Annotated in this window: 13 protein-coding genes; 8 read left to right on the top strand and 5 right to left on the bottom strand. The window is 74.3% G+C overall.

What is annotated here, in order from left to right; translation table 11 throughout:
- Window positions 1-73: 73 nt before the first annotated feature.
- On the bottom strand, window positions 74-442 hold the full coding sequence (locus tag ACMXGY_RS06265; RefSeq protein ID WP_483775997.1) for a hypothetical protein: 369 nt from the start codon (window positions 440-442) through the stop codon (window positions 74-76).
- Between the two features lie 407 nt (window positions 443-849).
- Between ACMXGY_RS06265 and ACMXGY_RS06260 the strand changes: the two genes are divergently transcribed.
- The 5 genes from ACMXGY_RS06260 (at window position 850) to cobA (ending at window position 7271) form a co-directional block, all read left to right on the top strand.
- Window positions 850-2610 carry a nitrite/sulfite reductase gene (locus ACMXGY_RS06260; RefSeq protein WP_483775996.1) on the top strand — a complete coding sequence of 587 codons (1761 nt, stop codon included), beginning with the start codon at window positions 850-852 and terminating at the stop codon, window positions 2608-2610.
- A 146-nt stretch (window positions 2611-2756) separates the two neighbouring features.
- Complete coding sequence (locus ACMXGY_RS06255; protein WP_483776801.1) at window positions 2757-3446, top strand: phosphoadenylyl-sulfate reductase; 690 nt, start codon at window positions 2757-2759, stop codon at window positions 3444-3446.
- Between the two features lie 8 nt (window positions 3447-3454).
- Entirely contained in the window at window positions 3455-4441 is a 987-nt protein-coding gene (gene cysD, locus ACMXGY_RS06250; RefSeq protein WP_483775995.1) for a sulfate adenylyltransferase subunit CysD, read from the top strand.
- Window positions 4441-5838: a sulfate adenylyltransferase subunit 1 gene (locus ACMXGY_RS06245; protein WP_483775994.1), complete on the top strand. Its 1398-nt coding sequence runs from the start codon at window positions 4441-4443 to the stop codon at window positions 5836-5838. Before cysD ends, ACMXGY_RS06245 begins: the two co-directional genes overlap by 1 nt.
- Before the next feature lie 8 nt (window positions 5839-5846).
- Entirely contained in the window at window positions 5847-7271 is a 1425-nt protein-coding gene (gene cobA / locus ACMXGY_RS06240; protein ID WP_483775993.1) for a uroporphyrinogen-III C-methyltransferase, read from the top strand.
- Here the strand turns inward: cobA and ACMXGY_RS06235 are convergent.
- The gene (locus ACMXGY_RS06235) at window positions 7268-7885 is read right to left on the bottom strand and encodes a LuxR C-terminal-related transcriptional regulator (RefSeq protein ID WP_483776800.1); all 618 of its coding nucleotides are present in this window, start codon (window positions 7883-7885) and stop codon (window positions 7268-7270) included. The genes cobA and ACMXGY_RS06235 overlap by 4 nt on opposite strands.
- A gap of 80 nt (window positions 7886-7965) precedes the next feature.
- A complete protein-coding gene (locus ACMXGY_RS06230) occupies window positions 7966-9324 on the bottom strand; it encodes an ATP-binding protein (RefSeq protein WP_483775992.1) in 1359 nt (452 codons plus the stop codon).
- A gap of 135 nt (window positions 9325-9459) precedes the next feature.
- Between ACMXGY_RS06230 and ACMXGY_RS06225 the strand changes: the two genes are divergently transcribed.
- Together ACMXGY_RS06225 and ACMXGY_RS06220 are read left to right on the top strand one after the other, a co-directional pair.
- Window positions 9460-11046: a PspC domain-containing protein gene (locus ACMXGY_RS06225; RefSeq protein ID WP_483775991.1), complete on the top strand. Its 1587-nt coding sequence runs from the start codon at window positions 9460-9462 to the stop codon at window positions 11044-11046.
- Window positions 11046-11474 carry a hypothetical protein gene (locus tag ACMXGY_RS06220; RefSeq protein WP_483775990.1) on the top strand — a complete coding sequence of 143 codons (429 nt, stop codon included), beginning with the start codon at window positions 11046-11048 and terminating at the stop codon, window positions 11472-11474. The genes ACMXGY_RS06225 and ACMXGY_RS06220 overlap by 1 nt, the downstream gene beginning before the upstream one ends.
- A gap of 180 nt (window positions 11475-11654) precedes the next feature.
- On the opposite strand, the gene ACMXGY_RS06215 is transcribed toward ACMXGY_RS06220, so the two are convergent.
- A complete protein-coding gene (locus tag ACMXGY_RS06215) occupies window positions 11655-12482 on the bottom strand; it encodes a hypothetical protein (protein ID WP_483775989.1) in 828 nt (275 codons plus the stop codon).
- A gap of 187 nt (window positions 12483-12669) precedes the next feature.
- Between ACMXGY_RS06215 and ACMXGY_RS06210 the strand changes: the two genes are divergently transcribed.
- Window positions 12670-13827, top strand: a complete 1158-nt coding sequence (locus ACMXGY_RS06210) for a glycosyltransferase family 4 protein (RefSeq protein WP_483775988.1) — start codon at window positions 12670-12672, stop codon at window positions 13825-13827.
- 207 nt (window positions 13828-14034) lie between these two features.
- Here the strand turns inward: ACMXGY_RS06210 and guaA are convergent, their stop codons facing one another.
- A complete protein-coding gene (guaA, locus tag ACMXGY_RS06205) occupies window positions 14035-15642 on the bottom strand; it encodes a glutamine-hydrolyzing GMP synthase (protein WP_483775987.1) in 1608 nt (535 codons plus the stop codon).
- Window positions 15643-15653: the final 11 nt, after the last annotated feature.

Below are 15653 nucleotides of genomic sequence, written 5' to 3'. Positions count from 1 at the left end.
GTCGCGTCGGTTCACGACGCAGAAGGGCCCGTCGACGGACGTCCGTCGACGGGCCCCGGGGAGTTCTCGGTCGTCAGTTCCAGAAGACGGCGACGAGGATGTTGACGAGGGTGAGCCCGCCGATGGCGTGCTTCACACCCGGCGCGACCGCGCCGTCGGACGACTTCGCCGCCTGCCGCTTCGCCACGTACGCGAGGATCGCGATCACGAGCGCGACGACGAGCTTGACACCGATCTTCGCCATGGCCGGCCCACCATCCTCCGGCCAGACCGACGCCTCCCCGATCCCGACCATGGCGATACCCGCGACGAGCGCGGTGAGAGCACCGTGGAAGACGCCCTTGTACAGCCCCGGCGAGCGGAGGGACGCGAGGTAGCCGCCGAGCACGATGGCCCAGCCGATGAAGTGCAGCGCGACGAAGACGTTGTAGAGGAAGTCCATGCCGTCATCCTATTTGCTGACGCCTGTGTCGTGAAACTTTGCACAAGGTGATCTGCGCCCGCTTCGGTGCGGTAGACAATCTTGACCGATCTCGTCTACTCTTTCCGGTTTCCCACCATGCGGACGAGGGGTGTCCACAGGTCCGCTCCGCGGCTATGGTTCCGAGCATGACCACGGCAGCCCGCACCCTCCTCGTGACCTCGCGTCACGGGATGCCGGTGTGCGCGCACACGTGTCTCAGCTGTTGTCGCTGAACCGCGCCTAACTCAGCGCGAGCCCTGCTCGCCCTCTCCCCCGGGAGAACCCCTGAGAACCGGCGCGCGCCGTCGGTCCTCAGCCACTCGCACCCTCGCTGAGCGCTCGCCGTCGCGCGTCCCCGCCCCCGAACGAGGACTCGAGGAACGCCGATGACGCAGGTCACGACGGTGCCGGACGCGACCGGAGACGTGCCGGCCCGCCCCGAGCGGCCCACCCGCGCTGCGGACGAACGTCCCGCGCGCCCGGCGCGCGCCGCCCGGCCGAACGGGCAGTGGAAGGTCGACGGGACCGAACCGCTGAACGCCAACGAGAAGTGGAAGCAGGAGGACGGCGGGCTGTCCGTCCGCGAGCGCATCGAGACGATCTACGCGCGCGACGGGTTCGACTCCATCACGGGCGACGACCTGCACGGACGGTTCCGCTGGTGGGGTCTGTACACCCAGCGCAAGCCCGGGATCGACGGCGGCAAGACGGCGACGCTCGAGCCGCACGAGCTCGAGGACAAGTTCTTCATGCTGCGCGTCCGCATCGACGGCGGCGCCCTGACCACCGAGCAGCTGCGCGTCATCGCGGACATCTCGAAGGACTTCGGCCGCGACAGCGCGGACATCACCGACCGCCAGAACATCCAGCTGCACTGGGTCGAGGTCGAGAACGTCCCGGAGATCTGGCGCCGCCTCGAGGCGGTCGGCCTGCAGACGACCGAGGCGTGCGGCGACGTGCCGCGTGTCGTGCTCGGCAGCCCCGTCGCCGGGATCGCGGCCGACGAGCTCATCGATCCGAGCGCCGCCATCGCCGAGATCACGCGACGCTACATCGGCATCCCGGAGCTCGCGAACCTCCCCCGCAAGTTCAAGACCGCGCTCACCGGCCACCCGAGCCAGGACGTGGTCCACGAGATCAACGACGTCGCGTTCGTCGCGCACCGCCACCCCGAGCTCGGCGTCGGGTTCGACGTGTGGGTCGGCGGCGGGCTGTCGGCGAACCCCCGGCTCGGCGAGCGCCTCGGGGCGTTCTGCACCGAGGAGCAGGTGCCCGACGTGTGGCACGGCGTCGCGCAGATCTTCCGCGACTACGGCTACCGCCGCCTGCGCAACAAGGCGCGCCTGAAGTTCCTCCTGGCGGACTGGGGGCCGGAGAAGTTCCGGGAGGTGCTCGAGACGGAGTACCTCGGGTACCGGCTCCCGGACGGCCCGCCCGCGCCCAAGCCGCCGGTGCCCGGCGACCACGTGGGCGTCCACAAGCAGAAGGACGGGCTCAGCTACGTCGGCGCGGCGCCGTACGTCGGGCGGGTCTCCGGCACGATCCTCGCGAACGTCGCCGACCTCGCCGAGTCCGTCGGGTCGCACCGGGTGCGCCTCACGCCGCACCAGAAGCTGCTCGTGCTCGACGTGCCGGACGAGCACGTCGAGCACGTCGTCTCGACGCTCAAGGCCAACGGCCTCGACGCCAACCCGAGCCCGTTCCGCCGCAGCACGATCGCCTGCACGGGCATCGAGTACTGCAAGCTCGCGATCGTCGACACCAAGGACACCGCGACCGCGACGATCGACGAGCTCGAGAAGCGTCTCGGCGACCTGTCGAGCATGAAGCCGCTCTCGCTGCACGTCAACGGCTGCCCCAACTCGTGCGCACGCATCCAGACGGCGGACATCGGCCTCAAGGGCCAGCTCGTGCTGGACGACGCCGGCGAGCAGGTCCCCGGGTTCCAGGTGCACCTCGGCGGCGGGCTGGCCTCGGACGACCGCGAGGTCGCCGGCATGGGTCGCACCGTGCGCGGGCTCAAGGTCACTGCGACGGACCTGCCCGACTACGTCGAGCGCGTCGTGCGCCGCTACGAGTCCGACAAGGACGGGACCGAGACCTTCGCCGAGTGGGCGCACCGGGCCGACGAGGAGGCACTGCAGTGACCGAGCAGACGACGCACGACCCGCTGGCCGCTCTGCGCGCCGCGGCGCGGGCCAAGGCCGAGCAGCGCGAGACCGCGAAGGCGGCGCACCACGCCGAGCGCGAGCGGACGGGCCGCACGAAGCGCTCGCTCGACGAGCTCCGCGAGATCGCGCGGCGCGGCGAGGCCGAGCTCGCGGGCTCGGGCATCGGCGCCGACGACGAGGCGAGCGCCGAGCAGGTCATCGCGTGGGCCGCGCGCGAGTTCGGCACGTCCGTCGCGGTCGCGTGCTCCATGGCCGACGCCGTGCTCCCCCACGTCGTGGCGCAGCAGGTCCCCTGGGTCGACGTGCTGTTCCTCGACACCGGTTACCACTTCGCGGAGACGGTCGGGACGCGCGACGCCGTCGAGCAGCAGATGGACGTGACGATCGTCGACGTCCACCCCGAGCTCACCGTCGCCGAGCAGGACGCCGCGCACGGGAAGGACCTCTTCTCGCGTGACCCGGCGCTGTGCTGCCAGATGCGCAAGGTCGAGCCGCTGCACCGCACGCTCGCCGGCTACGAGGTGTGGGTCACGGGTGTGCGTCGTGACGAGGCGCCGACCCGCACGAACACCCCGCTGGTCACGTTCGACGAGAAGAACGGGCTCGTGAAGATCAACCCGCTCGCGGCGTGGTCGTTCGACGACCTGCTCGCGTACGCCGCGCGGCACCAGGTGATCCTCAACCCCCTGCTGAACGACGGGTACCCCTCGATCGGCTGCCTGCCGTGCACCCGGCGCGTCGCGCCGGGCGAGGACCCGAGGGCCGGCCGCTGGGCGGGGCTCGACAAGACAGAGTGCGGACTCCACGTATGAGGACGGGCATGACGACCATCGACCTGACGACCGACGCACCGGCGCACGCCGGCGCGCCCTCCGCGTCCGCCGGGGCAGCGCTGCCCGGTGCACGGCGCCTCACGCAGCTCGACGCGCTCGAGAGCGAGGGCATCCACATCATCCGCGAGGTGGTGGCCGAGTTCGAGCGCCCGGTGCTGCTGTTCAGCGGCGGCAAGGACTCCGTGGTGATGCTGCACCTCGCGGTCAAGGCGTTCGCGCCCGGCCCGGTGCCGTTCCCCGTCCTGCACGTCGACACCGGCCACAACTTCCCCGAGGTGCTCGCGTACCGCGACGCGACGGCCGAGCGCCTGCGCCTGCGCCTGGAGGTCGCGAGCGTGCAGGACTACCTCGACGACGGCCGTCTGCGCGAGCGCGCCGACGGCACGCGCAACCCCCTCCAGACGCAGCCGCTGCTCGACGCGATCACCGGGCACAAGTTCGACGCCGTGTTCGGCGGTGGCCGCCGGGACGAGGAGAAGGCGCGCGCCAAGGAGCGCGTGTTCTCCCTGCGCGACGAGTTCGGCCAGTGGGACCCGCGCAACCAGCGGCCCGAGCTGTGGAACCTCTACAACGGGCGGCACCGGCCCGGCGAGCACGTGCGCGTGTTCCCGCTGTCGAACTGGACCGAACTCGACGTGTGGCGGTACATCGCCCGTGAGCGCATCGAGCTGCCCGAGCTGTACTACGCGCACGAGCGCGAGGTGTTCGACCGCGACGGCATGCTGCTCGCCGTCGGGCCGTACTCGCAGCCGCGCACCGACGCCGAGACCGCGTCGCTGCGGACCGAGACGGTGCGGTACCGGACCGTGGGCGACATGTCCTGCACGGGAGCCGTGCGCTCGGACGCGACCGGCGTCGAGGACGTCATCGCCGAGGTCGCGGCCACCCGCATCACCGAGCGCGGCGCGACCCGCGCCGACGACCGCCTCTCCGAGGCCGCCATGGAAGACCGCAAGAAGGAGGGGTACTTCTGATGGGCGCCCACACGACCGACGTCCCCGCCACGGACCGGACCGGGGGCGAGGCGCTGCCGCTCGACGACTCGCGCCGCGGCACGCTCCTGCGCCTCGCGACCGCCGGGTCCGTCGACGACGGCAAGTCCACGCTCGTGGGCCGTCTGCTCTACGACTCCAAGTCCGTCCTCGCGGACCAGCTCGACGCCGTCGAGCGCGTCTCGCGCGACCGCGGGCTCGAGACGGCGGACCTCGCGCTGCTCACCGACGGCCTGCGCGCCGAGCGCGAGCAGGGCATCACGATCGACGTCGCGTACCGCTACTTCGCGACGGCCCGCCGCTCGTTCATCCTCGCCGACTGCCCGGGCCACGTGCAGTACACGCGCAACACGGTCACGGGCGCGTCGACGGCGGACGTCGTCGTGCTGCTCATCGACGCCCGCAAGGGCCTGCTCGAGCAGACGCGCCGGCACCTCGCCGTCGCGAGCCTGCTGCGCGTCCCGCACGTCGTGGTCGCGGTGAACAAGATCGACCTCGTCGGCTACTCCGCCGAGCGCTACGAGGAGCTGGCCGCCGAGATCCGCACGGCCGCCACGGCGCTCGGCGTCGGCGACGTGCACACCCTCCCGGTGTCCGCGCTCGTGGGCGACAACGTCGTGGACCACGGCAGCGAGAACACGCCCTGGTACGACGGGCCCAGCCTGCTCGAGCTGCTCGAGGAGCTGCCCACGGGCGACGACCCGGAGGCCGAGTCGTTCCGCTTCCCGGTGCAGGTCGTCATCCGGCCCCAGGCCGCGGCCGCCGAGGGGTTCCGCGACTACCGCGGGTACGCCGGGCAGGTCGCGTCGGGCGTGGTGCAGGTCGGCGACGAGGTCGTCGTCCTGCCGTCCGGTCGCCGTACGACGGTCGCCGGCATCGACACCGCCGACTCGCTCGCGGCGGGCGAGACGCTCACCGAGGCGTTCGCCCCGCAGTCCGTGACGATCCGCCTCGCGGACGACGTCGACATCGCCCGCGGCGACCTGATCGCCGCCGCGGCGGAAGCCCCCGAGGTCACGCGGGACGTCGAGGGCACGGTCGCGTGGCTCGGCGACCGGCCGCTGCTGCCGGGGGCGCGCGTGCTCGTCAAGCACACGACCCGGACCGTGCAGGCCGTGGTGCGCGACGTCGTCGGGCGGCTCGACCTCGACACCGCCGAGCTCGAGCCCGCCGAACGGCTCGAGCTCAACGACATCGGGCGCGTGACCCTGCGCCTCGCCGCGCCGATCGCGGCGGAGGAGTACGTCGTCGCACGGCGCACGGGCGCGTTCCTGCTCGTCGACGCCCAGGACGGCGGCACCCTCGCGGCAGGTATGGTCGGAGACGCGCTCGCCGCCGTCCGGCGCCCCGCCGAGCGCCCCGGCGCGTACACGATCTGAGGCGTTCCATGACGACCAGCGAGCCGACCAGCGAGCCCCAGCGCTCCGCCGCGCACGAGACGTACCCGCTCGGGCTGCGCCTCGAGGGTCGGCTCGCCGTCGTCGTCGGCGGCGGGCCCGTCGCCGCGCGCCGCACGCGCGGCCTCCTCGACGCGGGCGCCGTGGTGAGCGTCGTCGCGCCGTTCCTCTGCGAGGACCTCGCGGACCTGGTCGTCGCCCTCGGGCCGGGTGACGACGGACCGCAGGCGCACGTCGTCGACCGCGCGGGCCGCGGGGCACGCCTCTCCTGGGTGCGCCGTGACTACCTCACGGGCGACCTCGACGGCGCGTGGCTCGTGCACACGGCCACGGGCGACCCGGCCGTGGACGCGCAGGTCGCGGCGGACGCCGAGGCCGACCGCGTCTTCTGCGTCGCCGCGGGCGACGCCGACCTCGCGAGCGCCTGGGTGCCCGCCGTCGCGCGGACGCGCGTCCCGTCGTCGGGGGTGGGCGCCGAGGTCACCGTGTCCGTCAACGCGGGCCGCGACCCGCGTCGCGCCCAGCGGGTTCGCGACGCCGTCGCGGCGCTCCTCGAGGCCGGCGAGCTGCCGCTGCGCGCGGTACGGCCCGCACCCTCGTCGGGGTCCCCCGCCGCGTCGACAGGCGCCGAGGCGGACGTGCCGCTCGCGGGCGCGATCACCGCACCGCTCGTGCGGCCCGTGGGATCGGTCGCGCTCGTCGGTGGCGGTCCCGGCGACCTGGGCCTGATCTCCGTGCGTGGTCGGCGCCTGCTCGCGGAGGCGGACGTCGTCGTCGTGGACCGGCTCGGACCGCGGGGGCTCCTCGCGGAGCTCGATGACGACGTCGAGGTGGTGGACGTCGGCAAGACTCCCGGCAACCACCCGGTGCCGCAGGCGGAGATCAACCGGATCCTCGTGCACCACGCGCTCGTCGGGCGCCGGGTCGTGCGGCTCAAGGGCGGCGACCCGTACGTCTTCGGGCGCGGCGGCGAGGAGCTGGACGCGTGCCGCGCGCACGGCATCCCCGTCGAGGTCGTCCCGGGCGTGACGAGCGCCGTCTCCGTGCCCGCGGCCGCGGGAATCCCCGTGACGCACCGCGGCGTCTCGCGCGGGTTCACGGTGCTCACGGGGCACGAGGACGTCGGCAAGGTCCCCGCGGCGAGCGACCACACGGTCGTCCTGCTCATGGGGGTCTCGCGGCTCGGTGAGACCGCGGACGCGCTCGTCGCGCAGGGCCGCTCCCCCGAGACGCCGGTCGCGGTCGTGGAGGACGGCTACGGCCCCCGCCAGCGCACGACCGTCGGCACGCTCGCGACGATCGCCGACCGCGCGCGCGAGGCCGGCGTCCGCCCGCCCGCCGTCACGGTCGTCGGCGACGTGGTGCGCCTCTCCCCCGCCTGGTCGGACCCGCCCCCCGCTGAGTTGGGCGGCTAGAGAAGGCGGCGCTGGGCCGCCCAGCGGGTGAGCTCGTGGCGCGAGGAGAGCTGGAGCTTGCGGAGGACCGCGGAGACGTGCGTCTCGACCGTCTTGATGGAGATGAAGAGCTCGGACGCCACCTCGCGGTAGGTGTAGCCGCGCGCGATGAGGCGCATGACCTCCTGCTCGCGCGCGGAGAGCCGGTCGAGCTCGTCGTCGTGCATCGCGACGTCGCCCGCCCCAGTGCCGAACGCGTCGAGCACGAACCCGGCGAGGCGCGGGGAGAACACCGCGTCGCCGCCGGCCACCTGCCCGACGGCGGCCGACAGGTCGGGCCCGGAGATCGCCTTCGTCACGTACCCCCGCGCGCCGGCGCGGATGACCGCGACGACGTCCTCCGCGGCGTCGGACACCGACAGGGCGAGGAAGCGCACGTCCGCGAGCACGTCCGCGCAGCGCTGGATGACCTCCGCGCCGCCGCCGCCGTTCCCGCCGGGCAGGTGCACGTCGAGCAGCACGACAGGGGGCCGCAGCTCGTGCACGCGCGCCACGGCGGAGTCGACGTCGTCCGCCTCCCCGACGACCGTCACGTACGCGGGGTCGAGGCTCGCCCGGACGCCCGCGCGGAACATGTGGTGGTCGTCGACGAGCACCACCGGGACCGGGCCTCCGGGGCGCTCGGCGCCCTCCGTCGTCGGGCCGGGGATCGTCGTCACGGGGCCTCCTGGGTCTGGTCCGGCGCGCGGTTCTGGTCCGGCGCACGGGCGGGCTCCGGTCGCGGGGCTGCGGCGTCGCGCGGCACGCGCAACCGTACCTCGGTGCCCCACGCCGGGCGGCTGATGATCTCGGCCTTGCCGCCGCGGCGCTGCACCCGACCGAGGATCGACTCACGCACGCCGAACCGGTCGGGCGCGACGTCGTCCATCGCGAACCCGTCACCGCGGTCACGGACGAACACCTCGACGGCGTCGTCGCTCACCTCGAGATAGACCGAGTAGGGCGGTCCGCCGTGCGCGACGGCGTTGACGAGCGCCTCGCGCGTCGCCTGGAGCAGCGCCGCCGTCCCCTGCGTCGGGGTGCAGTCGCCCACGACGACGACGTCGATCACGACCGGTCCCGCGTCCACGCCGTCGGGGCTCCCGATCGTCTGAGCCCGCCGGCCGATGCGCCCGTCCTCCACCTCGGCGACGAGAGCGCGCAGCTCGGCCGCGAGCGACGTCCCGGGCGACGGCCGGTCGTCGTAGAGCCACTCGCGCAGCTCGCGCTCCTGGGCGCGCGCGAGGCGCGCCACCGTGTCGGAGTCCGCCGCCCGTGCGCGGATGAGCGCGAGCGTCTGGAGCACGGAGTCGTGCAGGTGGGCCGCGATGTCGGCGCGCTCGGCCTCCCGGGCACGGGCCGCGCGCTCGTTCCCGAGCTCGCGCACGAGGCGCAGCCACCACGGCGCGAGGACGAGCGCGGCGCCGCCGAGCACCGCGACCGAGGCGACGGTCGCGCTGACGATCTGCGACGGCCGCGCGTCCTGGCCGACGAGCAGCACGATCCCCACGAGCACGATCACGAGCCCGCCGGCGATGCGCAGGAAGCCGACCGGCGTCCGCCCGCCCGCCCGGGTGAGCAGACGACCCCGCTCGGTCGCGTCGAGCTGGCTCCACGCGAGCGCGGCACCCGCGAGCGCGATGAGGACGGGGATGACCCACGACACCTCGACGTCGACCCCTGTCCGCAGCGCGACCAGCAGGCCGGCACCACCGAGCAGCACGACGCCGATCGCGACGTCACGCACCGGGAGCCGGCGCACGTCACCTCGCAGGCGCGGCGCGAGGCGCGAGAGCGACGCCGGCCGCTGCTCGTCGCGCGCCGCCGCGGGGTCGCCCGACGGGACGGTGAGCCACCAGAACACGTAGAGCACCAGCCCGGCCCCGCCCGCGAGCCCGAGGAACGCCATCGCGAGACGCACGGCGCCGACGGGGACCTTGAGGTGCGCCGCGAGCCCCGCGCACACGCCACCGATCCACCGCCCCTGCTCGGGGCGGCGCAGCGGGAGGTCGCGCGCGGTGGCCGGTGTCGTCACCCCCCGATCGTCACACGTCGTGCGCTTCACCGGGGCCTCCGGGGAGGGAAACCAGGGTCGCCCCGGGACGGGTTCAGGGTCGGCTCAGGGTGGCACCCGATACCGCCGGCGCCGCCCGGGGACCAGCATGGAGCCATGAGCACTCCTGACCTTCCCGATCCCGGCACGCAGCCCGGTGCCCACGCGGCGGGGCCGTCCGCGGACCCCGCGGCGAGCGCCCAGCCGGGCCCCGGCCCGCAGGGCGGCCCTGCGGCTCCCCCGCCTGCAGGCACGGGCGCGCCCCGGCCGCCCGGTGCGGACGGCTTCTTCGACGCCGTGCGCCGGGTCGGCATCTACCGGTCCGACGACCGCTGGATCGGCGGTGTCGCCGCCGGGGTGGCGGAGCGCTTCCGCATCGACCCGCTCATCGTGCGCGGCATCCTCTTCGTGACGTTCTTCCTCGCGGGCGCCGGGTTCGTCCTCTACGGCGTGGCGTGGGCGCTGCTCCCCGAGCGTCGCGACGGCCGCATCCATCTCCAGGAGGCCCTGCGCGGGAACGTGGACGTCGCGCTGCTCGGTGCCGCCGCGTCGGTCGTCGTCGGCCTCTCCTGGAGCGGCGGCTGGTGGTCGTGGTGGGACGCCCTCCACCTCGGCTGGCTGACCGGCCTGTTCTGGGTCGCCGCGATCGTGACGATCGCCGTCGTGGCGGTCTCGGCGATCACCCAGCGCGGCCCGCGCGGCCGGGCGACGCCTCCCACGCCGCCACTCGGCCCTCAGGGCCCGGGCTGGCAGGGACCGGGCGGTCCCGGGTACGGACCCACGGGCCCGACGCCGGTCCCCCCGACCGCGCCCGTCGACGCCCCGTGGGGATCGCCGGGAACGCCGTCCGGTCCGGCCCCCGTGCAGGACCACGCGACGTGGGCCGCGCAGGCCGGGCCGTACGCGGCCGGTGGTCCGACCGCGACCGCACCGCTCCCCCCGTACCTCTCGGAGCCGTCCGCGGCCACGCCGCGGCCCCCGGTGCCGCCGGTCGCTCCGGTCCCACCGCCCGTGGCGAAGCCTCCCCGTCCTCCCCGCCCGAAGGGGCCTGGCTCGGCCATGACGGGGGTCGTCGTCGGGATGAGCCTGCTGCTCGGCGCGCTGCTGCTCGTGGTCGACCGGCAGGGTGACCTGGCCTGGCCGGTGTTCCTCACCTGGGCGGGCGCGTCGGTCGTGCTCGCGGGTCTGGCCATCGTCGTGAGCGGCCTGCGCGGCCGCACGAGCGGGGGCCTCGGGGCGCTCGCGGTGCTGGCCCTCGTCGTCGCCCTGCCGGCCGCAGCCTGGCGCTCGGAGCCGGAGCTCCTCACCTTCGACGGCACGCGGACGGTCGAGGACGGGTTGCACCGGGTGACCGATCCCGAGGTCGCCGAGGAGGGGTTCGGGGTGCGCTGGGGCGACCCGACGATCGACCTCTCCGACCTCGACCTGTCGGACGCGACCGACGACTCCCCGGTCGAGGTCCCGGTCCAGCTCGGTGCCGGCGACGTCCGGGTGATCGTGCCGGACGGCGTGCCCGTCCGAGCGGACGTCCAGGTGCTCGCGGGCAGCGCCCGCTGGCAGGTGGACGGTGACTTCCGCGAGGTCGGCGGCGTCAGCACGCAGCCGGTGACGTTCGAGAACGACGAGGTGGATGCCGGAGCCGACCCGCTGCTCGTCCTGGAGGTCGTCGTCGGCGCCGGCCAGGTCACGATCGAGGAGAACTGATGAGCGACCCCATGAACCGTGAGCATGCCGCAGACGACGAGACCCGTCCGCTGGGCGACGAGCTGTTCGACGACCGGGCGACCGAGCCCGGCGACCGGGCGACCGAGCCGTTGCCGTCGACGCCCGATCGGACGGTGCCGCTCGACCAACCCCTCGACGTGACGCCCGTCGGGACGCCCCAGGCGCCGACGACGGGAACGACGCCCGGCCCGCTCGGGACCCCCGAGCCACCCCCGGTTCGGCGCGGCCCGCGGGTCGCGACGATCGTGTGGGGGTTCGTGATCATCGCGTTCGGCGCGGTGGTGCTCGCCGCGGCGATGGGTGCTCGCGTCGACATGGGCCTCGCGGCGATCCTCGTGCTCGCCGTCGCGGGCGTCACGCTCGTCGTCGGCTCGATCGTCTCGGGCGCACGCCGCCGTCGCGGCTGACGCGCGCCTCGCCGGACCTGCAGAACCGGGTTCCGACCGGAGGGTCCCGGACAACGCCGAAGGGCCGTGACGTTCGTGTCACGGCCCTTCGGTGTGCCCGAGCGACGCCGTCCCGCACGCTCTCTGCGGTGCGACCCGACGAGAGCGGGTCATCGGCGCCCGGACGGGCGGCCGGAGAGATCAGGGGGTCGGTCCGTCGTCCCGCCGCTCGGGCGAGGTCGTCGGTCCAGGGCTGGTCGGCGGCACGGCGCTGGACGACGTCTCGGTCGTCGGAGCCGTACCGGCCGCGGTCCCGGGGGAGGCACCCGGAGCCGTCGGGGTGCCGGTCTCCGGTGCTCCGGTCGGCTCCGTGGTGGCTGCGCGCGCCGTGCCCGGGGATGCGCCCGCCGCGGCGGCGCGAGCCTCGGCACCCGGTGTGGAGAGCGAGGACGTGCGGCGGGGCGACTCGGCCGGAGGCGTCGGCTCGGGCCGCACGGGCGGTGTGGTGGGAGCGGCGTGCGGCGGGGCGACGTGCCGCCCGGCGTCCGACAGGTCCCCCGACGAGGTGTACGCGGCGGGCGTCTCGACGGCGACGCTCGGGCCACCCGCGAGCCGACGGAGCGCGATGCCCACGAGGACGAACAGGACGCCCAGCCCCACGACGAGCGCCGCGACCCCGAACGCGACCACCGAGGTGAAAAGGGAGGCGCGGAGGAAGGAGGCCGTCATGACGGTCTGGCGCGTCGGGTCGTCCTGGTCGAGCTGGGCGTAGGTCTGGCCGTCGCTCGCCTCGAGCGCGTGCTTGTTGATGACCTCCGCCTGCGCGTACGCGGTCAGCGGGCCGTTCACATGGCGCCCGGCCATGAACGCCGCGTCGTCCGAGACGGTGATCTCCTCGGCCGAGAGCTGGTTCGACACGACGATCCACGTCCCGATGCCCGCGAGGATGAGGATGATGCCGGCGATGATCGACACGAGGCCGATGCCGCGCGCCCCCTTGGCCGGTGTGACGGTGACGGTGCTCGACATGGCGCGTTCTCCCCTTCGTCAGGACCCACCTGAGCCGTCCCGGCTCCGGCCCGCTCGGCGCGGTACCCCTCCTCAGGACGGTCGAACCACCCATTCGGGACCACGGTAGCGACGACGGCCTGCCTGCGCGCGGCGAACGCGCACCACAGGGAGGCCGACGGCGGCGCGAGCGCCCCGGGATGGGAGGATGCCGTCCGTGCGCATCACCCACCTGACCGACTGCTACCTGCCCCTGCTCGGCGGGATCGAGACCCAGGTCGCGCGGCTCGCGCAGCAGCAGGCGGACGCGGGGCACGACGTCTCGGTGGTCTGCACGACACCGGCGCGTCCAGGGGCGCACGGCGTCACCACCGAGCAGGACGGCGTGGTCACGGTCCACCGGATCGCCGCGCGTGTCCCGGGCGGCTACCCCGTCCACCCGCGCGCCCCGCACCACGTGGCGAGGATCCTGCGCGACGCGCGCCCCGACGTCGTGCACCTGCACATGGGTGTGCTCACGCCCTCGACCCAGGCGTCGCTGCGCACGGTGGTGCGTGCAGGGCTGCCCGCCGTGCTCACGGTGCACAGCGTGTGGGGCGGCGCCGACCGCGCGTTCGCCGCGCTCGACCGCGTCGTGCGGTGGTCGCGCTGGCCCGTGCTGTGGTCGGCCGTGAGCGAGCTGACGGCCGCCCCCCTGCGCCGCATCGTCGGCGACCGGGGCGAGGTCGTGGTGCTGCACAACGGCCTCGACCTGGACGCGTGGCGCGTGCCGCGCACCGAGCGCGCGGACCGCATGGAGGGCCCCGCCGTGCACGTCGTCGCGGCGACACGGTTCGCGCCGCGCAAGCGCGTGCTCCCGCTGCTCGAGGTCGTGCGCGACGCCGTCGCGCGCCTTCCCGAGGGCGCACTCCACGTCACCCTGGCCGGGGACGGCCCCGAGCTCGCCGCGGCACGCCGGTTCGTCACCGAGCACGGCCTGGGCAGCGTCGTCTCGCTGCCGGGGCGCCTCGACGCGACCGGCCTGAAGCGCCTCTACGCGCGCGCCGACGTGTTCGCCGCACCGGCCGTGGAGGAGGCGTTCGGCATCGCGGCCCTCGAGGGCCAGGCGGCGGGCCTCGCCGTCGTGACCCGCTCGCAGTCGGGCGTCGCCGAGCGCCTCACCGACGGCGTCGACGCGCTCCTCGCCGACGACGACGCCGGCCTCACCGACGCGCTCGTCCGCCTCGCGACCGAACCTGGCCTGCTGGACGAGATCGTCGCCCACAACCGCGACGTCCCGTCCTCCGCAGGCTGGCCCCGCGTCCTCGCGGACGTCGAGGCCGCCTACGCCCGAGCGTCCACGCTCACCACAGCCCGCACCCGCTGACCACCAACCCACCGCGGGGCCCGGTGACCGCCTCCACGAGGTGGGGCCGACCGCGAAGGCGCGGGGTCGGGGGACGACGCCGCGGCGTGGCGGGCCTGGCGGGAGCGACGCGAGGAACGAGCGGCGCGGATGGTAGCCGCGGCGGCGTCCCCCGACCCCGCGCCGCCCGACACGCTGCCCGAGCCGGATGTCACCCGAGCCTGGTGCTCACTCCCACTCGATCGTGCCCGGCGGCTTGCTCGTCACGTCGAGGACGACGCGGTTCACGTCGGCGACCTCGTTGGTGATACGCGTGGAGATGACGGACAGCACGTCGTAGGGCAGGCGCGTCCAGTCGGCGGTCATGGCGTCCTCGGACGACACCGGGCGCAGCACGATCGGGTGCCCGTAGGTGCGGCCGTCGCCCTGGACGCCGACGGAGCGGACGTCGGCGAGCAGCACGACGGGGCACTGCCAGATCTCGCGGTCGAGGCCGGCCTTGGTGAGCTCCTCGCGCGCGATGGCGTCGGCGGCGCGCAGGGTCTCGAGCCGGTCGCCCGTGACCTCGCCGACGATGCGGATGCCGAGCCCGGGGCCGGGGAACGGCTGGCGCCAGACGATCTCCTCGGGGACGCCGAGCTCGAGCCCGACGGCACGGACCTCGTCCTTGAACAGCGTGCGCAGGGGCTCGACGAGCGAGAACTGCAGGTCGTCGGGGAGGCCGCCGACGTTGTGGTGCGACTTGATGTTCGCCGCTCCCTCGCCGCCGCCGGACTCGACGACGTCGGGGTAGAGCGTGCCCTGGACGAGGAACTTGACCTCTTCGCCGTGCTCGCCCGCCTCGGCGACGACGTCGCGTGCGGCGTCCTCGAACACGCGGATGAACTCGCGGCCGATGATCTTGCGCTTCGTCTCGGGGTCGCTGTGCCCCGCGAGCGCCGTGAGGAACCGCTGGCGCTCGTCGCGCACGACGAGGCGCACGCCGGTGGCGGCGACGAAGTCGCGCTCGACCTGCTCGGCCTCGCCCGCTCGCAGGAGCCCGTGGTCGACGAACACACAGGTGAGCTGGTCACCGACGGCTTTCTGCACGAGCGCCGCCGCGACGGACGAGTCGACACCGCCGGACAGCCCGCAGATGACGCGCGCGTCGCCGACCTGCGCACGGATCGCCGCGACCTGGTCGGCGATGACGTTGCCGGGCGTCCAGTCCGGGGCGAGCCCGGCGCCGTCGTACAGGAAGTGCTCGAGCACGGTCTGGCCGTGCGCGGAGTGCTTGACCTCGGGATGCCACTGCACGCCGAACAGGCGGCGCGCGCGGTCCTCGAACGCCGCGACCGGGGAGCCGGACGAGGTCGCGAGGACCTCGAAGCCCTCGGGCGCGCGGTGCACGGCGTCGCCGTGGCTCATCCACGTGGTCTGGTTCTCGGGGGTCTCGGCGAGGAGGACCCCGGCGGAGCACACCTCGACCTCGGTGCCGCCGTACTCGCGCAGGCCGGTCTGGGCGACCTCGCCGCCGAGCGCCTTGGCCATCGCCTGGAACCCGTAGCAGATGCCCATGACCGGCACGCCGGCCTCGAAGAGCGCCGGGTCCACGAAGGGCGCTCCGGTCGCGTACACGGACGACGGCCCGCCGGACAGGATGATGGCGACCGGGTCCTTCGCGAGCATCTGCTCGACGGTGAAGGTGTGCGGCACGATCTCGGAGTACACCTTCGCCTCGCGCACGCGACGCGCGATGAGCTGGGCGTACTGCGCGCCGAAGTCGACGACGAGCACGGGCCGGGGCGTCGCGCTCGCGACGGGAGTGGTGGTGGCTGCGGCGGGGGTTGCGGTCACCGGAACAGGAT

The sequence above is a fragment of the Cellulosimicrobium sp. G4 BAM 1002 genome, assembly GCF_057126935.1.
This window is presented reverse-complemented; position numbering and strand designations above follow the sequence as displayed.